The 19,837-nt window shown below is 63.3% G+C and carries 21 protein-coding genes; 9 read left to right on the forward strand and 12 right to left on the reverse strand.

Annotated elements, in window-relative coordinates; translation table 11 throughout:
* On the forward strand, nucleotides 1-795 hold the full coding sequence (locus tag ED21_RS09710) for an SDR family oxidoreductase (RefSeq protein ID WP_006833710.1): 795 nt from the start codon (nucleotides 1-3) through the stop codon (nucleotides 793-795).
* A 34-nt stretch (nucleotides 796-829) separates the two neighbouring features.
* On the opposite strand, the gene ED21_RS09715 is transcribed toward ED21_RS09710, so the two are convergent.
* Genes ED21_RS09715 through ED21_RS15145 form a run of 3 tightly spaced genes read right to left on the reverse strand, consistent with a single transcriptional unit; the run spans nucleotide 830 to nucleotide 1,324 of the window.
* Nucleotides 830-1,051 carry a PspC domain-containing protein gene (locus tag ED21_RS09715; protein ID WP_006833711.1) on the reverse strand — a complete coding sequence of 74 codons (222 nt, stop codon included), beginning with the start codon at nucleotides 1,049-1,051 and terminating at the stop codon, nucleotides 830-832.
* A complete protein-coding gene (locus ED21_RS15140; RefSeq protein WP_156787430.1) occupies nucleotides 1,048-1,167 on the reverse strand; it encodes a recombination protein F in 120 nt (39 codons plus the stop codon). Before ED21_RS15140 ends, ED21_RS09715 begins: the two co-directional genes overlap by 4 nt.
* 37 nt (nucleotides 1,168-1,204) lie before the next feature.
* The gene (locus tag ED21_RS15145) at nucleotides 1,205-1,324 is read right to left on the reverse strand and encodes a hypothetical protein (RefSeq protein ID WP_006833713.1); all 120 of its coding nucleotides are present in this window, start codon (nucleotides 1,322-1,324) and stop codon (nucleotides 1,205-1,207) included.
* A 230-nt stretch (nucleotides 1,325-1,554) separates the two neighbouring features.
* Here ED21_RS15145 and recF point away from each other — a divergent pair, with 230 nt between their 5' ends.
* A complete protein-coding gene (gene recF, locus ED21_RS09720) occupies nucleotides 1,555-2,634 on the forward strand; it encodes a DNA replication/repair protein RecF (protein WP_006833714.1) in 1,080 nt (359 codons plus the stop codon).
* On the opposite strand, the gene ED21_RS09725 is transcribed toward recF, so the two are convergent.
* Nucleotides 2,635-3,312, reverse strand: coding sequence for an arylesterase (locus ED21_RS09725; protein ID WP_006833715.1), 678 nt, complete (start codon nucleotides 3,310-3,312; stop codon nucleotides 2,635-2,637).
* A gap of 35 nt (nucleotides 3,313-3,347) precedes the next feature.
* On the opposite strand from ED21_RS09725, the gene ED21_RS09730 reads away from it, so the two are divergent.
* A complete protein-coding gene (locus ED21_RS09730) occupies nucleotides 3,348-4,082 on the forward strand; it encodes an ABC transporter ATP-binding protein (RefSeq protein WP_233995732.1) in 735 nt (244 codons plus the stop codon).
* Nucleotides 4,079-6,586: an ABC transporter permease gene (locus tag ED21_RS09735; protein WP_006833717.1), complete on the forward strand. Its 2,508-nt coding sequence runs from the start codon at nucleotides 4,079-4,081 to the stop codon at nucleotides 6,584-6,586. The genes ED21_RS09730 and ED21_RS09735 overlap by 4 nt, the downstream gene beginning before the upstream one ends.
* A 215-nt stretch (nucleotides 6,587-6,801) precedes the next feature.
* On the opposite strand, the gene ED21_RS09740 is transcribed toward ED21_RS09735, so the two are convergent.
* Nucleotides 6,802-9,504: a TonB-dependent receptor gene (locus ED21_RS09740; RefSeq protein WP_006833718.1), complete on the reverse strand. Its 2,703-nt coding sequence runs from the start codon at nucleotides 9,502-9,504 to the stop codon at nucleotides 6,802-6,804.
* A gap of 270 nt (nucleotides 9,505-9,774) precedes the next feature.
* Between ED21_RS09740 and typA the strand changes: the two genes are divergently transcribed.
* Nucleotides 9,775-11,595 carry a translational GTPase TypA gene (gene typA / locus ED21_RS09745; protein WP_006833719.1) on the forward strand — a complete coding sequence of 607 codons (1,821 nt, stop codon included), beginning with the start codon at nucleotides 9,775-9,777 and terminating at the stop codon, nucleotides 11,593-11,595.
* 16 nt (nucleotides 11,596-11,611) lie between these two features.
* Here typA and ED21_RS09750 read toward each other — a convergent pair whose 3' ends face one another.
* Nucleotides 11,612-12,367, reverse strand: coding sequence for a hypothetical protein (locus tag ED21_RS09750; protein WP_006833720.1), 756 nt, complete (start codon nucleotides 12,365-12,367; stop codon nucleotides 11,612-11,614).
* A 118-nt stretch (nucleotides 12,368-12,485) separates the two neighbouring features.
* Here ED21_RS09750 and ED21_RS14745 point away from each other — a divergent pair, with 118 nt between their 5' ends.
* Nucleotides 12,486-12,872, forward strand: a complete 387-nt coding sequence (locus ED21_RS14745) for a response regulator (protein WP_006833721.1) — start codon at nucleotides 12,486-12,488, stop codon at nucleotides 12,870-12,872.
* Here ED21_RS14745 and ED21_RS14750 read toward each other — a convergent pair.
* Nucleotides 12,853-13,074 carry a hypothetical protein gene (locus ED21_RS14750; protein ID WP_006833722.1) on the reverse strand — a complete coding sequence of 74 codons (222 nt, stop codon included), beginning with the start codon at nucleotides 13,072-13,074 and terminating at the stop codon, nucleotides 12,853-12,855. The two genes, ED21_RS14745 and ED21_RS14750, sit on opposite strands and share 20 nt — an antisense overlap.
* A gap of 36 nt (nucleotides 13,075-13,110) precedes the next feature.
* Entirely contained in the window at nucleotides 13,111-15,201 is a 2,091-nt protein-coding gene (locus ED21_RS09760; protein WP_006833723.1) for a CheR family methyltransferase, read from the reverse strand.
* A gap of 113 nt (nucleotides 15,202-15,314) precedes the next feature.
* On the opposite strand from ED21_RS09760, the gene putP reads away from it, so the two are divergent.
* Nucleotides 15,315-16,799, forward strand: coding sequence for a sodium/proline symporter PutP (gene putP / locus ED21_RS09765; RefSeq protein ID WP_006833724.1), 1,485 nt, complete (start codon nucleotides 15,315-15,317; stop codon nucleotides 16,797-16,799).
* Here putP and ED21_RS15430 read toward each other — a convergent pair.
* Nucleotides 16,787-16,957 carry a hypothetical protein gene (locus ED21_RS15430; protein ID WP_006833725.1) on the reverse strand — a complete coding sequence of 57 codons (171 nt, stop codon included), beginning with the start codon at nucleotides 16,955-16,957 and terminating at the stop codon, nucleotides 16,787-16,789. The genes putP and ED21_RS15430 overlap by 13 nt on opposite strands.
* A gap of 58 nt (nucleotides 16,958-17,015) precedes the next feature.
* Between ED21_RS15430 and ED21_RS09770 the strand changes: the two genes are divergently transcribed.
* On the forward strand, nucleotides 17,016-17,387 hold the full coding sequence (locus ED21_RS09770; protein WP_006833726.1) for a VOC family protein: 372 nt from the start codon (nucleotides 17,016-17,018) through the stop codon (nucleotides 17,385-17,387).
* On the opposite strand, the gene ED21_RS09775 is transcribed toward ED21_RS09770, so the two are convergent.
* Both ED21_RS09775 and ED21_RS09780 read right to left on the reverse strand, forming a co-directional pair.
* The gene (locus ED21_RS09775) at nucleotides 17,384-18,046 is read right to left on the reverse strand and encodes an SdpI family protein (protein WP_006833727.1); all 663 of its coding nucleotides are present in this window, start codon (nucleotides 18,044-18,046) and stop codon (nucleotides 17,384-17,386) included. The two genes, ED21_RS09770 and ED21_RS09775, sit on opposite strands and share 4 nt — an antisense overlap.
* Nucleotides 18,043-18,342, reverse strand: a complete 300-nt coding sequence (locus tag ED21_RS09780) for a metalloregulator ArsR/SmtB family transcription factor (protein ID WP_006833728.1) — start codon at nucleotides 18,340-18,342, stop codon at nucleotides 18,043-18,045. The genes ED21_RS09775 and ED21_RS09780 overlap by 4 nt, the downstream gene beginning before the upstream one ends.
* 93 nt (nucleotides 18,343-18,435) lie before the next feature.
* Between ED21_RS09780 and ED21_RS09785 the strand changes: the two genes are divergently transcribed.
* Entirely contained in the window at nucleotides 18,436-19,107 is a 672-nt protein-coding gene (locus ED21_RS09785) for an extensin family protein (RefSeq protein WP_006833729.1), read from the forward strand.
* A gap of 39 nt (nucleotides 19,108-19,146) precedes the next feature.
* Here ED21_RS09785 and ED21_RS15150 read toward each other — a convergent pair whose 3' ends face one another.
* Nucleotides 19,147-19,776 (reverse strand): response regulator transcription factor, encoded by a 630-nt coding sequence (locus ED21_RS15150; RefSeq protein ID WP_006833730.1) that lies wholly within the window; start codon nucleotides 19,774-19,776, stop codon nucleotides 19,147-19,149.
* Between the last annotated feature and the right edge of the window lie 61 nt (nucleotides 19,777-19,837).

A 19,837-nucleotide genomic window follows, 5' to 3' on the forward strand; every position in this document is an offset into this window, starting at 1 on the left:
ATGGCCGAGGCACGCAAAGGTCGCTGCGAGGGGAAACTGGCGCTGGTCACCGGCGCGGCGCAGGGGCTCGGAAGGGCGCATGCACGGCGGCTTGCCGAAGAGGGCGCGCGAGTCTTGTGTACCGATGTCAACGGAGACGGCGCGGCCGAGAGCGCGGCTCTTATCAACGAGGCACTGGGCGACGGGACGGCCTATGCGATCGCGCACGACGTAACCGATCCGCTGGCCTGGGAAGCCGCTGTCGACGCCGCGCGCGAGCACCTTGGCGGCCTAAACGTGCTGGTCAACAACGCCGGGATCGGTGTCGCCGGCAATATCGAGACCTGCGATTTCGACGACTGGAAGCGCTGCTTCTCGGTCAATGTGGATTCGATCTTCCACGGCTGCCAGAAGGCCCTGCCTCTGATGCGCGAGCACACGCCCGGATCGATCGTCAACATCTCCAGCATTGCGGGACTGATCGCTTCCGACACCATGCCCGCCTACAATTCCAGCAAGGCGGCAGTGTGGATGCTGTCGAAATCCATCGCGCTCCACTGCGCGAAGAACAACATGGATATCCGATGCAATTCGGTGCACCCGACCTTCGTCGACACGCCGATCCTCGATGGCACGGCGCGGGCGCATAATCTCGACAAAGATGTGCTGATGGGCAAACTCGCCCGGCAGATCCCCCTTCGCAAGGTCGGAGAGCCCGACGATATCGCCAACGCTGTGGTTTATCTCGCCAGCGACGAGAGCAAGTTCATGACCGGTGCGGAGCTGAAGCTCGACGGCGGTATCTCGGCCATGTGAGATTTGGGACGCGGTGTTGCCCCCGCGTCCCGGTTCAATCTGCGATCAGTGCGATGCCGAGGTAGATGAGGATGAAGCTGCCGATGCCGAGCAGTGTGCCGAGGACGAAGCCGACGCGAACCAGCGTGGTGTCGATCCCGAAGTAGCGGCCGATCCCGGAGCATACCCCAGCCAGCTTGCCGTTCTGCCGGTCGAGGCGGAATTTGCGGCTGGGGCTGACAGCGTGGTCGCTGTCGCGGTACTTCAACTGGCTCATGCGAGAACTCCATTAGGCGAAGCAGGGATGATGGCCGTGGCGAAGAAGACCGCCGAGACGGCGAGCGAGAAGACGGCAGCGAGAAGCTTTCCGCCGGATTTGTCGATGTCGAACATGATTGCGTTACCTTTCGAATACATGGGGTGTCTGGATTCAGGCGATGAGGCCAGCAGGCGAAGCGGGGACGATAGCCATGGCCATCATCAGGGCCGAAGCGCCGATAGCGAAGACCGAAGCGAGAGCCTTGTTGTTGGCGAAGTCGAAAGCGAACATTGTCTTAAATCCCTTTGTTTCTAATCCCTCCGCCGGACCATCCAGCGGACACCAACCATCTTGCAACGTGTGTGCCAAACTCGAAAAACTGCAGAAATCCGCCATTTCCTGATTAACAGCGCTCCCCGACCTCGTTAATCAATCCGAAAGGTTGGGAAATTTCACCACATTTTGGATATGGCGTTTCGGCTGGTGGGTTGAGCGGCTCCGCGCTAGGGCTGGCGCACCCCATGCTCGACCGCATTTCCCTCACCCGTTTCCGCAATCACGAGGCGACCGAACTGGGCGCAACGGCCCGCTTCAACCTGCTGGTGGGGGAGAATGGCGCGGGCAAGACCAATGTGCTCGAGGCCCTGTCGCTGCTCGCTCCGGGACGCGGCCTGCGCCGCGCCAATCTTGCCGACATAGTGCAGCACGGCGTGGACGAAGGGTTCGGCGTCGGTGCCAGCCTTCTGGTCGACGAGGGAGAGCCGGTCCGGCTAGCCACCTATTCCGAAAGCGCCCAGCCCTCGCGCCGCCGCGTGCGCATCAACGGCGCGGACGCTTCCGCCGCGGCGCTTGGCGAATGGATTGCGCTGACTTGGCTCACCCCGGCGATGGACGGGCTCTTCACCGGCCCCGCCGCCGATCGCCGCCGCTTCATCGACCGCATGGCGCTGGCGCTCGATCCTGCCCATGCCCAACACGCGGCGCGTTACGAGGGCGCCCTGCGCGAGCGCAACCGGCTGCTGTCGGACGATCGTCCGCCCGAAAGCGCCTGGCTCGATGCGATCGAGGCGCAAATGGTGGAGCATGGCGGCCGCCTGATCGCAGGCCGCGCCGCGCTGGTGGATACACTGATGGCGCGCATTGCCCATATGCCGAGCAAGCCCTTTGCCCGCCCCGCCCTCACCTATGCGCCCGGCGGCGCCGACAGCGCCGAAGCCTTGTCGCAGGCGCTGTTCGAAGGGCGGCAGCGCGACCGGGCGGCGCAGCGCACCCTGGCCGGTCCCCACCGCGACGAGCTGGAAGTCATCCACGCCTCCAAGCGCGTGCCGGCCGCGCAAAGCTCGACCGGCGAGCAGAAGGCCATGCTGGTGGCGATTACCCTCGCCCACGCCGGGCTGGCCGCGCAGGGCCGCGCAGGTATCCTCCTGCTCGACGAGGTGGCCGCGCATCTGGATCCGGTGCGCCGCGCTGCCTTGTTCGACCAGCTTGCCGCCAGCGGTGCGCAGGTCTGGATGACAGGGACCGAAATCGCCCCTTTCGACAGCATCGCGGACCAGGCCGCGGTATGGAAAGTTGCCGGCGGACGCGTAATCCGCGCCTGATCACCCTTCCGGCAGCGCGGCCTGCACATCGTCCAGCGTATCCGCCACTAGGATGTCGACACCCTCGGCGGTCGGGTGGATGCGATCTTCGAGGAAAAGCTCGGGCGACTGGTAGATGCTCTCCAGCCAGAACGGGATCAGGCCGACGCCGTACTCCTTGGCCAGATCGGCATAGATCGCATCGAAGCTCTGCTGGTAATCCGGACCGTAATTGGGCGGCGCGCGCATGCCCATCAGCAGCACGGGAAGCTCCCGGCGCTGCAATTCGTCAAGCATGGCCTCGAAATTGGCGCGCGTTTCTTCCGGTGAAAGGCCGCGCAGCATGTCGTTGCCGCCCAGCTCGAGCAGGACGAGATCGGGTTTGGCGGGCAAACGATCCAGCACGAAGCCGAGCCGCTGGCGACCCGCTGCACTGGTGTCGCCCGACACGCCCGCGTCGATCACCCGGGCGTTGATGCCCTCCTGCCGCAAGGCCCGGCCCAGCCGCTCGGGATAGCCCTCGTGCTCGGCAAGGTTATAGCCCGCAAAGAGGCTGTCACCCACGGCAAGGATGCGCCGTTCGACGCCCTCCACCTCGATATCGGCCGGAGCTGCCGCCTCGCTGGCCTCGGCTTGCGGAGGAGCCGCCTCCTGCGCCTCGTTGCCGCAAGCGGCGAGGCTGAGGGCGAGCAGCGGCATCGACAAACTACTTAGGCGCATCGGCGGACTTCCTTGTGCGTTTTTCCGCCTTCTGCCATCGCAGCCGCGTGACGACTTCTCAAGACGCGATTTCCGCAACCGACCTGCGCCTCACGCTGGGTTCCGCCGAAGCACCGGTGGAAATCCTCAAGGGCCTCGACCTCACCATTAGCAAAGGCGAGACGGTAGCCCTGCTTGGCCCTTCCGGGTCTGGCAAGAGCTCGCTCATGGCGGTACTCTCGGGCCTCGAACGCGCGACCGGCGGCAGCCTGCGCGTGGCCGGACAAGACTTTGCCACGTTGAACGAGGACGAGCTGGCTCGCGCGCGCCGTGGCCGCATCGGCATTGTCCTGCAGGCCTTCCACCTCCTGCCCACTATGACCGCGCTCGAAAACGTGGCCACGCCTATGGAGCTGGCTGGCGATGAAGACGCGCAGGCGCGCGCCAAGGCCGAACTGGAAGCGGTCGGCCTCGGCCACCGGCTGGACCACTACCCGCAACAGCTTTCGGGCGGCGAGCAGCAGCGCGTGGCCATCGCCCGCGCCATCGCGCCGCGTCCCGACCTCATCTTCGCCGACGAGCCGACCGGCAATCTCGACGCCGCGACCGGGCACGAAATCGTCGAACTCCTGTTCAACCGCCGCGCGGAGACGGGCGCGACGCTGCTCGTCATCACCCATGATCCCGAACTGGCCGAGCATTGCGAACGCGTGCTGACGCTGGGCGACGGGCGGATCGCCAGCGACACCGCGCAAGCGCCCGCCGCATGAGCTGGGCCACCGCCTGGCGGATCGCGCGGCGCGATCTCAACGCGCGCTTCAAGGGGCTGCGGCTCCTCCTCGTGTGCATTTTCCTCGGCACGGCGGCGCTGGCGGCGATCGGTTCGCTGACCGCCGCGATCGAGCGCGAACTGGCCGCCAACGGGCAGGCTTTCCTCGGCGGCGACGTGCAGATCGAGCTGTGGCAGCGCTCGCTGAACGACGATGAGCGCGCGGCGCTGGAGGAACTCGGCACGGTGTCGGCGGGAACGCGCCTGCAGGCCATGGCGCGCAAGGACGATATTGCCGCTCCCATCGAATTGAAGGCGGTCGACGGAGCCTATCCGCTCTATGGCACGCTGGTGCTCGAGGGTGGCCGCGAGGCGGACGCACCGGAGGGCAACGAGGCGTTTCTCGCGCCCGGAGCGGCCGACCGGCTGGGTGTGGCCGTGGGCGATAGCATCGCCATCGGAACCGAAAATCTGCAAGTGGCCGGGATTATCGAAGATGAGCCGGATCGCCTGGGCGAAGGCTTCCAGCTCGGCCCGACGATCATCGTCGCCGAAGACCTTCCGGAGCGCGCCGGCCTGCTGGCTCCGGGCGCGATGTATCAGAGCAAGACCCGCGTGGCGCTCCCCGCGCCGCGTAATCTCGAGGCGGTGGAGGAAGATCTGGAGGCCCGTTTCCCCGACTCCGGCTTCGACATCGACACCGCCGAACGCGCCGCGCCGGGGACCGACCGCTTCGTCGAACGGATGAGCGAATTTCTCACTCTCGTCGGCCTTGCCGCCCTCGTCATCGCCGGGATCGGCATTGGCGGCGGCGTCTCCTCCTATCTCGACGCCCGGCGCCAGTCCGTGGCCACGCTCAAGGTCCTGGGCGCCGACAGCCGCGATATCGCGCGCGTCTATGCCCTGCAGATCTTCGCCGCTTCCGCCGTGGGAAGCCTAGCTGGGCTTGCGGTGGGCGTGGCGGTCGTCCCGATCCTCGCCAGCGCGTTGAAGGGGCTGCTTCCCGTCGACGCGGGCTTCGTATTCGACCCGAGCGCCCTGCTGCTGGCCGCCTCCTATGGCCTGCTGGTGGCGCTCGTCTTCGCCGCGCCCCCGCTCATGCGCGCGCGGCACTTCCCGGCGATGGCGTTGATGCGCGCCCGCGTCGCCCCGCTCGCGCGCGACAAGGCGGCGATCCTCGTCGTCATCGCGGGCCTCGCGGCAATCGTCGGGCTCGCGCTGGTCACATCGAGCCGCCCGATGCTGGCAGGCGGCTTCCTCGCCGGGGCCGCCGTGGTGCTGGGCCTTCTCGCGCTCCTTGGCTGGCTCATCCGCAAGGGTGCAGGTGCCCTTCCCCGCCCCAAGAGTCCCATCGCGCGTGCCGCGCTCGCCAACATCCACCGCCCCGGCTCGAGCACCGGCTCGCTCGTGACCGCCTTGGGTTTCGGCCTCGCCGCCTTCGTCCTCCTTGCCGCTATTCAAAGCAGCATCGACGGCAATATCCAGAGCCGCGTACCTGAACGAGCGCCCGACTATTTCGTGCTCGACGTGCCACGCGACCGGCAGGCCGATTTCGAGGCGCTGGTGGCGCAAACGGACGCCGAAGCGCAGGTGCGCGCCGTCCCGGCCCTCCGCGGATCGGTGCTGGCCTTCGGTCCCGAAGACGCGATGACCCGCACCTCGAAGCTGGAAGAGATCCCCGACGGGGCCTGGGCCCTGCGCGGCGAACGCGGCCTGACCTATGCCGACGAAGTTCCTCCCGGAAACGAGGTCACCGGCGGCCAGTGGTGGGGTTCGATGTACCAGGGCGAGCCGCTCGTCTCGGTGGACGAGGAATTTGCGCGCGCAGCCGGGCTGGAAATCGGCGACCGGCTGACCTTCGGTGTGCTGGGCGCAGAGATCGAAACGCGCATCGCCAGCACCCGCCGCATCGATTGGGAAAGCATGGGCTTCAACTATGTCTTCGTGCTCAGCCCCAATGCGCTGGCGGATACGCCGCACAACCTTGCCGCGACCATCGAGCTGACCGAAGGCACGCCGACCGGTCCGTTGCTCCAGGCACTGGTGCGCGAATTTCCCTCCACCTCGGTGATCGAAGTGGGTGGCGTGCTGCAGCAGGCCCGCACGATCCTCGAACAGGTCGGACTCGCCACCCTCGCCGCTGCAAGTGTCGCCGTGCTGGCGGGCCTTGCCGTCCTGTTGGGAGCGATAGCCGCAGCCCGCGCCTCGCGGACTTATGACACGGTGGTGTTGCGCGTTCTGGGCGCGGACCGGCGGCAGGTGCTGACCATGCAATTGGCGGAGTACGCGCTGCTGGCCGGTGCGCTGGCGATCGTCGCGCTCGGGCTCGGCTCGCTCACCGCGTGGCTGGTGGTGACGCAGCTGTTCGAATTCGACTGGCTCCCCGACTGGGGAGAGGTCTTCGCCGTACTCGGCCTCGGGCTGGCCGTGGTTCTGGTCTTTGCCGTTGGCGGGTCCCTGCCGCTGCTGCGTGCGAAACCCGCCCAGGCACTGAGGGCGCTCTAAGGCGGAAAGCCGCACTTGGTAGAAGCCGGTGGATTGGCGAGGTCTGCCTTGCCGTACCTCACACAAAAACGAACCCTTGGGACTGCATGTGCCTCGTCGCGTGCGCTTTCGCTCCACTCCCCTCGCATGCCGAATGTCCAACGTCTGCCGCGCACAGGCAAAAGAAAAGGGGACCCGAAGGCCCCCTTTCCCAGTTCACTGCTCTTGCGAAGAAATCAGAACTTGAATTTCGCGGCCACGCCATAGGTGCGCGGCTGGTTGGGATAGCCGGAGATCGACTGACCCTGCGCCACCGACGGGAAGAAGGTGGTGAGGTAGCGATCGTCGAGCAGGTTGCGGCCCCAGACCGTGAGTTCCAGACCCATGGCGAAAGCATAGGTCGCCGAGGCGTTCAGGCTGTTGACTTCACGCGTGTAGAACTGCGCGATGTCGCGGGCCGGCTGGAAGTTCTGCTCGCCGGTGGCCGGATCGGTTTCGATGAAGTTCGGGAAACCGTCGAGCGCCGGGATCTGCGACTGGTAGGAGAAATCGCCGCGCAGGATGAAGCGATCGCCTGCGTCATTGATTTCCTTGTTCCAGCTCGCGCCGAAGACGGCCGACAGTTCCGGAACGCCCGCACGCTGCAGGCCCGAAAGGTCACCCACGGCCGAACCGGTGAACTCGTCGTAGATCGCATCGAGATAGGTCATGGCGATATTCAGCGTCAGCGAGTCAGTCGGGCGGACGTTGCCGTCGAACTCGATGCCGAAAGTTTCCTGCTTGCCTGCGTTGCTGAGCACGAAGGACGAGCCGACGAAGGTGTTGGCCTGGAAATCGTCGATGTTCTGCTGGAAGATCGTCAGGTTCGCAGCCGCATAGTCCCAGTTCGCCTTGATGCCGACCTCGAAGACTTCCGAAGTCTCGGCAGCCGCGAAGCGGGTGCCGGGGCGAAGGTTGTTGACGGCAAGGCCCTGCGCCTGCAGCGCGGCGAAATCGCCTGGAAGCGGACGGCTGTCGCGCGAGAGATTGAAGCTCGGCGCCTTGTAGCCGGTTGCCCAGCTCGCATAGGCGTTGAGCGTCGGCGAGATCTCGTAGGCGAGACGGACGCTGTAGCTCCACTGATCATCGTCGGTGGCGCAATCTTCGACCGCGTTCGGGCAGTTCTGCAGCGGCGGCAGGAACTGCAGCGGCGTCAGGCCGAGCAGAGGGTTGACTGCGGGGTTCGTGTCGTTCGCGTCGGCAAAAGCCTGGACACCCGCAGAAACTTGGCCGAACGCAGCCGGGTTGGCCGCGGCGAAGGCACCGATCTCGGCCTGGGAAGCGGGGCGGCCGAGCATCAGGATGCTGCCGACCTGTCCTGCAAGACCTTCCGCGAAGATCGCCCGGTTGCCCGAAGCCACCAGATCGATGTTCGAGAAGACATCGGTGCTGACCGAGTCGGTCACGATCTGCTTCTTGTCTTTGGTGTAGTTCGCACCAAGCGTCAGCACGAGAGCATCGGTGAACTCGAAATCGACGTTGCCGAAGATCGAGTAGGCTTCGTTGTCCTGCGAAATGCTGTTGAAGAAGCCCTGGCCCTCGGCAAAGAACTGGCCGGTGAAGTCGGTGCCGTTCAGCGCACCCAGTGTCGCTTCAAGGGTCGGAATGCTTTGCGTACCGCCAGTCAGGCCCTGGACCAGAAGATCGGCATAGGGACGGAAGTCGCTGCCGTAGACGATCTGGTCCCGAGTGCTCACGCTCTCATCGAAATAGTAGCCGCCCAACAGGAAGTTGAACGGACCGTCGAAGTCCGAAGAGAAGCGCAGTTCCTGTGTGAAGGTGTCGATGTCGGCATCGCCGATGTTCGCACCGGTCGCGAGGCTGGCGCTGGTGAAGTCGACGTCCTGGTCGGCCGCGAGGCTGGTTTCGCGATAGGCGGTGATCGACGTCGCGGTGATTGCGCCGAACTCGTAATCGAGCTGGCCCGAAATACCGTAGTTCTGGACTTCGTTGATCGGGTCGACATCGGTGAAGATGACATCGCCATCGGGATTGTTGTTGAAGTCGTTCACCTGGCCGCCGATAAGGCGGATGACCGAGGTTTCGAGCGACGGACGCACGTTGACGACGCCGCAGCAACGCTCTTCGATCTCGTCGTAATCGGCGATGATGCGGGCCTGCAGCGGGCCGCCATTGTCGAACAGCAGCTGGCCGCGGGTAAACCAGCGATTGCGATCGTTGACGTCTTCGCCGTTGAAACCGTTGGTGAGGTAACCGTCACGGTTGTTCCAGCCGGCACCGGCGCTGAACGCGATCGAATCGCTGATCGGGCCGGTGATGTAACCCTTCACTACCTTGGCTTCGAAATTGCCGTAGCTCGCTTCCACGCTGCCGCTAAAGTCGAATTCGGGACGCTTGGTGACCAGCGAGATCACGCCGGCGCTGGCGTTCTTGCCGAACAGGGTCGACTGCGGGCCACGCAAGACCTCGACGCGCTGGATGTCGGGAAGGTCCGAAATCTGCGCGATGGCGCGGCTGCGGTACACGCCGTCGACGAACATGGCGACCGACGGTTCGAGACCGATGTTGTTGCCGTCCGTGCCGAAGCCGCGGACCGAATAGCTGGTTGCGAACGCGCTCTGCAGCGTGCTGACGCGGAGCGAGGGAACCACGGTGGCAAGATCGGCGATGTCGCGGATCTGCGCCTGTTCGATGGTTTCGGCGGTGGTCACGCTGACGGCGACGGGGACTTCCTGAAGCGTCTGTTCGCGCTTGGTCGCGGTCACGACGATAACGTTGGGATCCGGGCTCTCGGCCTGTTCTTCGGCGTCGTCATAGACGGCGGCCTGGTCTTCGCCTTCATCCTGCGCGAGCGCGGCTGTGGGCATGGCAAGTGCGGCAGTGCCGACCAGAAGGGCGGAGCGAACGGTCGCACCGCGACCGAAACGGGTAAATTTCATGTTATAGCGTCCTCTCAAACGATCACGTGTTTTGGCCTGCAAAAAGTCCCCAAACCACGCAGACGTATGCGGAATTATTGGGAGAGTGCCGCCCACTCAAGTGTTTAGCGCAAGCCTTACACAGGCTATCCCAAAGTGTGCTTTTCGAGTAACACACCCGGACAGTGCACCGCACCGCTTGCCGCATTGCACCGATTCGGCTAGGGGCGCGCACGAATTGGCAGCGCCGGAATAGCGCGCCGCTACGGCATCCTTACGAAAGCACATATTATGTCCCGCGACCTTCGCAACGTGGCGATCATCGCCCACGTCGACCATGGCAAGACCACGCTCGTCGACCAGCTCTTCCGCCAGTCGGGCACTTTCCGCGAAAACCAGCGCGTCGAAGAGCGCGCGATGGATTCGAACGACCTGGAAAAGGAGCGCGGGATCACGATTCTCGCCAAGTGCACCAGCGTCGAATGGAACGGCACGCGCATCAACATCGTCGACACTCCGGGTCACGCCGACTTCGGCGCCGAGGTCGAGCGCATCCTCTCCATGGTCGACGGCGTCATCCTGCTGGTCGACAGCGCCGAAGGCCCGATGCCGCAGACCAAGTTCGTCACCGGAAAGGCGCTTGGTCTCGGCCTGCGCCCGATCGTGGTCGTCAACAAGATCGACCGCGGCGACGCGCGTCCGCAGGAAGTGCTCGACGAAGTGTTCGACCTCTTCGCTTCGCTGGACGCGAACGACGATCAGCTCGACTTCCCTTCGCTTTGGGCTTCGGGCCGCGACGGCTACGCCAGCGAAGACGAAACCGCGCGTTCGGGCGATCTGGAGCCGCTGTTCAAGCTGATCGTCGACCATGTCCCCGCACCGGGTCTCGACACCGAAGCGCCCTTCAGCTTCCTCGCCACCCTGCTCGACCGCGACAACTTCATGGGCCGCGTGCTCACCGGCCGCGTCCAATCAGGCAAGATCGACGTCAACGATCCGATCCACGCGCTCGACGGTGATGGAAATGTCGTCGAAGTCGGCCGCGCGACCAAGCTCCTGAGCTTCGACGGCCTCGACCGCGTTCCGGTCGAGCATGCAGAAGCGGGCGACATCATCGCGCTTGCTGGACTCGAGAAGGCGACCGTTTCAAACACCGTCGCCGATCCCAGCGTGAAGACGCCGATCGAAGCGCAGCCGATCGATCCGCCAACGCTCGCCATGCAGTTCTCGGTCAACGACAGCCCACTGGCAGGCCGCGAGGGCAGCAAGGTGACGAGCCGCATGATCCGCGACCGTCTCTACCGCGAAGCGGAAACCAATGTGGCCATTCGTATTACCGAAAGCGCCGACAAGGACAGCTTCGAAGTCGCCGGCCGCGGCGAACTTCAGCTCGGTGTGCTCATCGAAACGATGCGCCGCGAAGGCTTCGAACTCGGCATCAGCCGTCCGCGCGTGCTGTTCCGTGAAGAGAACGGCCAGCGCATGGAGCCGTTCGAGACCGTCGTCATCGACGTGGATGACGAGCACTCCGGCACGGTTGTCGAGAAGATGCAGCGCCGCAAGGCCGAGCTGACCGAAATGCGCCCCTCTGGCCAGGGCAAGACCCGCATCACCTTCTCCGCCCCGTCGCGCGGCCTTATCGGCTACCACGGCGAATTCCTGTCCGATACGCGCGGCACGGGCATCATGAACCGCCTGTTCGAAAAGTACGACACTTATCGCGGGCCTATCGAAGGTCGCCAGAACGGCGTGCTTATCTCGATGGTGCCGGGTGAAGCCGTTCCCTATGCGCTCAATGCACTAGAAGACCGCGGCGAGCTCTTCATCGGCGGCGGCGCGAAGATCTACGAAGGCATGGTGATCGGCGAGAACGCCAAGCCCGACGATCTGGAAGTGAACCCGATGAAGTCGAAGCAGCTGACGAACTTCCGTTCGACCGGCAAGGACGACGCCATCCGCCTCACTCCGCCGCGCGTGATGACGCTGGAACAGGCCATCGCTTACATCGACGACGACGAGATGGTCGAAGTGACGCCGGAGAACATCCGCTTGCGCAAGGCCATCCTCGATCCGCACGAGCGCAAGCGCGCCAAGCGCGCCGCGCAGAGCTGATCTTTCCTATCCCGCGCTATCCTGCGACGAGCCAGCTCTCGCCCAGGACCAGCGCGGCATAGAGAAGCGCCCCACCGAAGAACGGCAGGAAGAAGCTCTTTCGGTCTTCCGGCAGCTCTTCCTTGAGCACCAACAGAACGATACCGCCTGCCACGAAGGCGAAGATACAGCCGATCGCCAATTCGGGCAGTTCCACCGCCAGTCCGAGGGCCCAACCTCCCAGAGTGGCGGTGACCAGCACCCACCGTCCGCGCGCGTCATAAATCTCGGGGTGGTTCGTGCGCGTGCCGAAGTCTGCTGTCACCAGGTGGAGCACCATGGCTGCGAAATAGAGCATGAGGCCCGCGGCGCTCGGGTCCTCCCGATGATTGAGCAGGTATGCAATGAGGCCGACCAGCAGCGCACTCGCGCCGATGTGTAGCCAGAACACCGGGTGGTGCGGCCGGTCCCTGCCCTCTCGCTCCATTCGCTCATCGCGCGACACGGAAAGAGCGCGCTCCAGCCCGTAGAACAGCGCCAACCCCACCAGCGAGAGCGTGTAGACCAGCCCTTCGGCCAATCGAGCATCGAGGCCGATCGCCTTCTCGAACGTCCCCGCATGGGCCCCCAGTTCGGGCAGGATGTGCAGGAACACATAGCCAACCGCCACGCCGCCGGCGAAGGATAGCCAGCGACTACGCGGGTTTCGGTCGAGAAAACGCAACCGACCTACGAAGATGTGCACCGCCGAAAAGGCTAGTGCCATGGCGAACGTCACGAGCGTGAGATCCATGATCGCTTCATGACCGCACGAGCCGGGCAGCACAAGTGTAGCGAGATATTACGTTTTTGCGTCCAATTGTTGGAACCCGCTCTAGTTCAGAGGGTTTCGAGCCTCTAGGAGGCAATCAATGAAACGCATCATGGTCGTGGATGACGAGGCTCTCGTCCTGTTCGATCTCGTCATGACCGTGGAGGACCTGGGCTACGAGGTTTTCTGCGATAGCATCAGCGTGCCCGACGCCCTCGAATGCCTCGGCGACGATTGCCCCGATGCTGCCCTGCTCGATATCGATGTCGGCGGAACACTGGTGTGGCCGCTCGCACGCGTGCTTAAGGAACGCGGCTGCCCAATCGCCTTCGTCAGCGCGAATGGCGCGCACCAGGAATTGAAAGGCGAATTCGCCGATGCCGGCTTCATCGACAAGCCTGCTTCGAGCGACCAGATCGGCATGACGCTGGAAAGACTTCTTGGTACCGCTCAGGTGGAACCGCAGGCTATCGCTGCTCGAGCGTGAACTTCAGCTGGCGGACATAACCCTCTTCTTCAGGTCTGCCCTCGATTTCACCCTTCAATTGCCGCGCCGCTGTCTTGACCAGGCGGGTGCCGAAGCCTTCTTCCTCGCCCTTGCCTGAATTCGACTGACCGCGTTCGCGCCAATCAAGGGTCAGGCAATCGCCGTTCTTTTCCCACGTGACCGCGAGCGATCCCTCCGGCACCGAAAGGGCACCGTATTTGGCGGCGTTGGTCGCCCATTAGTGAAGGATCAGCGCCAAGGAGGTGATCTGGCTGTTGGGGACGTCGATATCGTCGCCCTGAACCTTCACCTTCTGATCGGCGGCACTTGGATCGATAACCGTGTCGATCAGTCCCCGCAAGGACACGGGGCCAGAACCATCCACGGCTGAATCGTTGGTTAGCGAGTGTGAACGACCGAGCGCATGGATACGCGCGCGCAAGGCCTCGGCAAAGTCGCCGACATCATCCGAGCCCTTGGCGGCGATGGTGACCATGGCGCTGATGACCGAAAACAGGTTCTTCACCCGGTGGTTCATTTCACGGATCATCAGTTCGCGCTGTTCAAGTAGCGAGCGTTCTGCGGTGATATCGAAAGTCACGCCGATGAACTTGCCAGCCCCTTCGCTCTCGCCGTTCATCCGGCGTCCCAGGCCATACAGCCAGCGATACTCACCGTTCTCAAGTGGTGTGCGGAAGGTCTCGTCGAACGCGCGGTCGCCATCCATCGCCTGACGCAGCGATTGGTTCACCCGGTCGCGATTGAGTCGCTCCCGCTCCTCGCGCAGGTCGCGTTCCATTGCCAGCGCGTCGGACACATCGTTGAAGATGACCGTTGCACCGTCGACTTCGCCGTCCATCCTGCGATAGGGAATCGCGCGCAGAATATATTCCGCCCCGTTCTCTTCGAGCCGCCCCTCGTGCATCTCGCTGCCTCGTGCAGCACGGCGCGCGAGTTCGATGTACCGCTTCGACGGCAGCTTCGTCGGAAGCATTTCGAGCGGCATACCGATGTGTTTGGATTCGAGCGGAAAGAGATTTAGCGCCTCGTCGGTATGGCTGCGCAGGTGGAGATGCTCGTCCACCACCAGCGCCATCAACTGAGTGCTGTCGAAGAAGTTCTTGAGATCGGAATTGGCGACCATCACCTGATCGACCTTGTTCTTCAGCTCGTCGTTGACGGTCGTCAGCTCCTCGTTTGTGGACTGGAGCTCCTCGTTCATCGACATCAATTCTTCGTTGGAGCTCTTCAGTTCCTCGTTGGTTGTTTCAAGCTCTTCGACCGTCGAACGTAGCCGGTGCCGGGTCGCCTGGAGATCTTCCTCGAGAAATTTCTGCTGGCTGTGCTCGACATCGAAATCCTCGAAATCGCTCTCTTCGCCGGTGCGGAGGTGCCCCGTCTCTTCGATCACGATCAGGAAGCTGTCATCGTCGATGCGCTCGCATACTACGGTCGCCTCGATCACGCCGAAATCGGTGCTGATTTCGATGCCCTTCGCTCCGGCCCGGCGCCCATTTTCGATCACTTGTCGGATTAAAGGACCAATGAGCTCTCGTAACCCCGGACGTGCCAGGGACGTGACGAGGATGTTGCGTTCGAGACGGTCGGGGAAATCGAGATAACGTCCCGCTGCCCCCCAGCGTTCAAGCAGCACGCCCTCTCTGTCCACCAGCAGGCTAACCGGCGCATAGCGCTGCGCAATGGCCTTGAGCGCTCCTACTTCGTTTCCTTCAGTGGGCGAAGCGCCGAGAGCCGACATGGGCCTCAACCTCCGGCGTGGACGAAGAGGGCGGTCGCTAGCCAGCTGCAGCGTGTACTTACCCTTGGCAGGCTTTCGCTGGAACACCCGTGCATTCTGGTCGATCGTTTCGAACAAGTCTTCATAGCGCCCTATCGCTTCCGATGAACCAAGGAATAGCTTGCCCTCCTCCGTCAGCGCGAAATGGAACAGCGGGATCACCGACTGTTGAAGCGTGTCGCCGAAATAGATCAGGAGATTACGGCAGAATATCAGGTCAATTTTCGAAAAAGGGGGGTCTCGCACCACGTTATGCAAGCTGAAGCGCACTATGTCTCTGATCGCAGTGGAAACATGGAACTTGTCGCTTCCCCCGATGATATAACGATCATGAAGCGCCTGCGGGATATCGACGATAGCCGAAAGCGGGTAGGCCCCGGCGCGCGCGATATCGAGCATCTTGTCGTCTATGTCGGTCGCGAATATCTGGACGTAGGGCCGCTTGTCGTGGCGCCTGGCAGCCTCGGCGAAAAGCATGGCAATGGTATAGGCCTCTTCGCCACTTAAGCACCCCGGAACTGCCTTGGTCATCCCACGGGCCTATACCCTTCGGCCTAGAAGAGGAAATCGCGTTCTTAAACGCGCTGGAGGTCCTGTCTGGGCTGCGCTAGCCAAGACCGGTATCATTTGTTACCAGCCCGCACATGCAGACGGGAACACTCATTTCACTCGCCCTCTATTTCATCGCGATGATCGGCATCGGCCTGTGGGCCTGGAAGCGATCGACCGATACGTCCGAAGGCTATCTCCTTGCCGGACGGAACCTGCCCCCTGCGGTCGCCGCGCTGTCTGCCGGAGCTTCAGACATGAGCGGCTGGCTGCTGCTCGGCTTGCCCGGAGCTCTCTACGCGGCCGGGCTGGTCGAGGCGTGGATCGGCATCGGCCTTTTCCTCGGCGCGCTTGCCAACTGGATCCTCGTCGCACCCCGCCTGCGCAAGCAGACCGAGGAACGCGGCAACGCGCTGACCATCCCCGAATTTCTCGCCAACCGCTTCCCCGACAAGGCGGTGGCGCTGCGCGTCATATCCGCCCTGATCGTGGTCGTGTTCTTTGCCGTCTACACCGCAGCCGGCCTCGTCGGCGGCGGAAAGTTGTTTGAGACGAGCTTTACGGGCCTCCTGCCCGACGTGGGCATGAGCGATTACATGCTCGGCATCTGGATCACCTGCCTGGTGGTGCTCGCCTACACCATGGTCGGCGGCTTCCTCGCGGTTAGCCTCACCGATTTCGTGCAGGGCTGCATCATGGTCGTGGCGCTGGTGCTTATGCCGCTGGTGGTGATGTTCGGCGCGGGCGGCGAAGGCGGCGGTTCGCTGACCGATGTGCCCGTGGAAGGGTTCCTCAGTCTCACGCAGGGCCTCACCCTGCTCGGCTTCATCAGCGCGGTTACATGGGGCTTGGGCTATTTCGGCCAGCCGCACATCATCGTGCGCTTCATGGCCATCGACACGGTCGAGAAGGTCCGCCCCGCCCGCAATATCGGCATGACCTGGATGGGCGTCGCGCTGCTCGGCTCGATCGGCATCGGCATCGCGGGCCGCGCCTATGTGGAGCGTAACGGCCTCGTCGTCGAAGACCCCGAGACGATCTTCATTGTGCTTGCGAACCTGCTGTTCCACCCGCTCATCACCGGCTTCCTGCTGGCGGCATTGCTGGCGGCCATCATGTCGACGATCAGCTCGCAGCTGCTGGTCGCATCCAGCTCGCTGACGGAAGACTTCTACAAGCTTTTCTTCCGCAAGGAGGCGAGCGAGCGGGAGAGCGTGAACGTCGGGCGGATCTGCGTGGCGCTGGTCGCGCTGGCGGCGATCTGGATCGCCAGCGATCCGAACAGCCAGGTCCTCGGCCTCGTGTCCAACGCCTGGGCGGGATTCGGTGCCGCCTTCGGGCCACTGATCCTGCTCTCGCTGATGTGGGACAAGATGACCGGTGCGGGCGCGGTTGCAGGCCTCGTGGTCGGCGCAGGGACGGTGGCGGCATGGATCGCTCTCGGCTGGAACGCGCAGCTTCCGGGGATGGATGGCGGACTCTACGAGATAGTGCCCGGCTTCGTCGCCGCCTGGCTGGCCATCGTGCTGGTGAGCAAGGCGACCGCCGGAACGGCCGAGCCCGCCGTTCAGAACGCGTAGCCGAAGCTTTCCGCATCGGCGGCGTAGATGTCGCCGATGATCCGGGCGAGGTGCCTTCGGAACCGGTCGACTTCTCTCTGGTCGCTGATCAAACCTCTTTTCTGCTCAACGCCTTGTCTGCGCTTGCCTGTGAAACAACGCAGTTTTCTGGCTTCCATGCTTGTCGAAGCTCATCCCACGCGCCTAGCATCGCGCGAACACCAGCGGGAGAGACTAATGGCGAAGATCACCGGCCTTGGCGGCGTTTTCTATGTGGCGAGCGACCCCGAAGCGACCCGCGTGTGGTATCGCGACACGCTCGGCATCGACGGGCCCTATGGCCCGCAGCTCGACTGGGCGGAAGAGACGGGCGAAAAGCCCTATTCGCTCATCAGCCATTTCAAGGACGAGGAATACATCAAACCCGGCAAGGGCGGTTTCATGATCAACCTGCGCGTGGACGATCTCGACACCTTCGTTGCCCAGTTGAAGGACAAGGGCGTCGACGTGCTCGACAGCGTCGATGAAGGCTATGGCAAGTTCGCATGGCTGCTCGATCCCGACGCGGTCAAGATCGAGCTCTGGCAGCAGGTCCTCGCGCCCGACTAGGCCTTACTGCCCTGCCCCTTCTGCCACAGCCACCAGCTATAGGCGAAGGGCACGAGCGCGGCGGCGAACACCGATACCAGCACGACGATTGCGGTCGTCTCCGGACTGACCGGCGCAAGGCTCGTCACGATGATCGCAAGCCCCGCCAGCATCATGAGCTTTCCGCCAAGGCGATGAGTCGCGATCCAGTTGTCGGCATCCATGATCGCCCACGGCGTGCGGATGCCGACGAAGAAGCCCGGGCGGCTCTTGGGCAGCGCGTTGCCGAGCATCACCAGCATCAGGCCGATCCCCAGCATGATCGCGTTAACCGGCATGTCGATCCCATAGGCCGGAAGGCCGATGGTCGCCTGGATGATGACGAACAGCAGCACGATCCCGATCCAGACTGCGCGCAGCAGCGGCGCGGAGCCCTCGAGCTTGTCCTGCAGGGGCTCGATCCGCGGGATGACAGCGAAGACCAGCGAGGTGAACACCACCAGAGCCGCCGGCATGAGCAGCGCCCAGATCGCCGGACTGAAGTCGTCGGGCGTGCCGCTCGCATCCCAATGGGTCGGCAGCACCGCGTCGGCCGGCAGGCGTGCCGCCGTGACGAAGGCAAACACGGCCATGGCAGCAGCCAGAGCGAGGCTGGCCAGCAGGGGACGCATGACTTTCATGCAGTTTCTCCTCGGTCGGTATCGGGAACGTGGGGCTGCGCGATTTCCATGCGCGCCATGAATCCGTGCAACGCCTCTTCCAGCGTCGACATGTTGAGTGTGTAGATGATGCTTCCGGCCCGGTTCTCTCCAAGGATCAATCCTGCGGATTTCAGCTTGGCGAAATGCCCCGACATGGTCGGCTTGGACACCGGGAAGTGATCCGCAAGATCGCCCGCCGACTTGCCGCCGTCCTTCAGCAACTCCAGCACCTCGCGCCGGATCGGGTGTGAAAGGGCATCGAATACGCTCGTCATAGTAATTTAGCTAATAAGCTAAATAGTGCGCAAGCTCAAGAGCGTTCGGTGCGCGGCGTGTTAGCGCGGTGTTAACCATGGTACGCCTACCTCATGGACATGCGCCGCCATCCCGTTCTTGCATTACTTTCCCTTGTGCTGGCGGGATGCGGCGTTGCCCCGGACAATCGCGAGCCTGTCGCACGGGCCACTCCGACCACATCTACCGGCGCCAATTGGGAAAAGCCGCAGGCCCGCCAATGCGTGGCGGAACTGGGCAGTGCGGGCGCAGATTTCGCGCCGCTGGCCGATCGCTATTATGGCGCGGGCTGCTCGGCGCTCGACAGCGTCCAGCTCGAACGGGTCGGCGGCGATCTCGGGCCGCTCACCGTGACAAATCTCGGCCCCCTTGCCTGCCCGCTGGCGAACACCTTCTCGGCTTGGGCGCGCTACGGGGTGGACCGCGCCGCGCGCCAGATCCTCGGCAGTCCGCTGGTCCGGATCGAGACCATGGGCAGCTATTCCTGCCGCAATGTCGCCGGGACGGGCCGCCTCTCCGCCCACTCGCGCGCCGAAGCGATCGATGTCAGCGCCTTCGTGCTGGCCGACGGGCGACGCATTAGCCTGGTGTCAGGCTGGAACGGCAGCGAGCAGGAGCGCGCCTTCCTGCGCACGATCCACCGCAGCGCCTGTAAGCGTTTCGGCACCGTACTCGGCCCCGATTACAACGCTGCGCATCGCGACCATCTCCACCTGGAGCTCGGTTCGGGCAGTTTCTGCCGCTAGGCAGTAGCCGTTACGCACAGGGCTATAGATTGATGGGTTTCAGCCCGCCCGGATTATCTCACGTCCATCGAGATGAGCCTCCAAACGCAAGCGTACAGCCTCGGCCGCATGGTGAGCGCCCAACTTACTCATCATATTCGCTCGGTGTATTTCCACAGTGCGAGGACTGATATGCAACTCGCGCGCGATCATTTTATTGCTGCGGCCTTCGGAAAGCCACTCGAGCACTTCACGCTCACGAGGAGACAGGCTGGCGATACGATTTCGGGCCTCGATCATTTTACGCCGCGCTTCGCCATATGCCTTCGCCTCAGCCGCTATGCGGCCCGCCGTCTCTTCCAGCCGGCCCTTTTGTAAAGGAAGGCGAAGATAATCCAGTGCTCCAGCTTTGATCGCTTCGACCACTTGGGCAGGTCGGGGATCCAACGAGGTTCCCACCACCGGGACCCAAACACCAGCTGCATTCAAGAGCGACAGCACATCGGCCACATTACCATATCCGGTATCATCGCGAGCAAGCACTATACCGTGCTCGGGTGGGAATTTTCTCAACTCTTGGAGATCAGCGTAGATCTCACAATGATAACCTAGTTCAAATCCGATTCGCGCTTGCTCTGCTCGAGAACGGTACGATGCATCGACAATATGAAGATTGACGTTCTTTTCCATGAGAAAAGATTACAGGCAATCCGTATATTTGCGCACTCCGTAAAAATACGGATGTTACTGT

Source organism: Erythrobacter sp. SD-21, from assembly GCF_000181515.1.
Lineage (GTDB): Bacteria > Pseudomonadota > Alphaproteobacteria > Sphingomonadales > Sphingomonadaceae > Qipengyuania.

Excerpts from the sequence above, each read along its gene's own strand:
- ED21_RS09715 (WP_006833711.1), bottom strand. The coding sequence starts at position 1,051 with ATGAGCCAGTTGAAGTACCGCGACAGCGACCACGCTGTCAGCCCCAGC.
- ED21_RS15140 (WP_156787430.1), bottom strand. The coding sequence starts at position 1,167 with ATGTTCGACATCGACAAATCCGGCGGAAAGCTTCTCGCTGCCGTCTTC.
- ED21_RS09780 (WP_006833728.1), bottom strand. The coding sequence starts at position 18,342 with ATGACGAGCGTATTCGATGCCCTTTCACACCCGATCCGGCGCGAGGTG.
- ED21_RS09725 (WP_006833715.1), bottom strand. The coding sequence starts at position 3,312 with ATGCCGCTGCTCGCCCTCAGCCTCGCCGCTTGCGGCAACGAGGCGCAG.
- ED21_RS15430 (WP_006833725.1), bottom strand. The coding sequence starts at position 16,957 with ATGGAAGCCAGAAAACTGCGTTGTTTCACAGGCAAGCGCAGACAAGGC.
- ED21_RS09750 (WP_006833720.1), bottom strand. The coding sequence starts at position 12,367 with ATGGATCTCACGCTCGTGACGTTCGCCATGGCACTAGCCTTTTCGGCG.
- recF (WP_006833714.1), top strand. The coding sequence starts at position 1,555 with ATGCTCGACCGCATTTCCCTCACCCGTTTCCGCAATCACGAGGCGACC.
- ED21_RS15150 (WP_006833730.1), bottom strand. The coding sequence starts at position 19,776 with ATGGAAAAGAACGTCAATCTTCATATTGTCGATGCATCGTACCGTTCT.
- ED21_RS15145 (WP_006833713.1), bottom strand. The coding sequence starts at position 1,324 with ATGTTCGCTTTCGACTTCGCCAACAACAAGGCTCTCGCTTCGGTCTTC.
- ED21_RS09760 (WP_006833723.1), bottom strand. The coding sequence starts at position 15,201 with ATGACCAAGGCAGTTCCGGGGTGCTTAAGTGGCGAAGAGGCCTATACC.
- ED21_RS09740 (WP_006833718.1), bottom strand. The coding sequence starts at position 9,504 with ATGAAATTTACCCGTTTCGGTCGCGGTGCGACCGTTCGCTCCGCCCTT.
- ED21_RS09785 (WP_006833729.1), top strand. The coding sequence starts at position 18,436 with ATGGACATGCGCCGCCATCCCGTTCTTGCATTACTTTCCCTTGTGCTG.
- ED21_RS09770 (WP_006833726.1), top strand. The coding sequence starts at position 17,016 with ATGGCGAAGATCACCGGCCTTGGCGGCGTTTTCTATGTGGCGAGCGAC.
- ED21_RS09710 (WP_006833710.1), top strand. The coding sequence starts at position 1 with ATGGCCGAGGCACGCAAAGGTCGCTGCGAGGGGAAACTGGCGCTGGTC.
- ED21_RS09735 (WP_006833717.1), top strand. The coding sequence starts at position 4,079 with ATGAGCTGGGCCACCGCCTGGCGGATCGCGCGGCGCGATCTCAACGCG.
- ED21_RS09775 (WP_006833727.1), bottom strand. The coding sequence starts at position 18,046 with ATGAAAGTCATGCGTCCCCTGCTGGCCAGCCTCGCTCTGGCTGCTGCC.
- typA (WP_006833719.1), top strand. The coding sequence starts at position 9,775 with ATGTCCCGCGACCTTCGCAACGTGGCGATCATCGCCCACGTCGACCAT.
- ED21_RS14745 (WP_006833721.1), top strand. The coding sequence starts at position 12,486 with ATGAAACGCATCATGGTCGTGGATGACGAGGCTCTCGTCCTGTTCGAT.
- putP (WP_006833724.1), top strand. The coding sequence starts at position 15,315 with ATGCAGACGGGAACACTCATTTCACTCGCCCTCTATTTCATCGCGATG.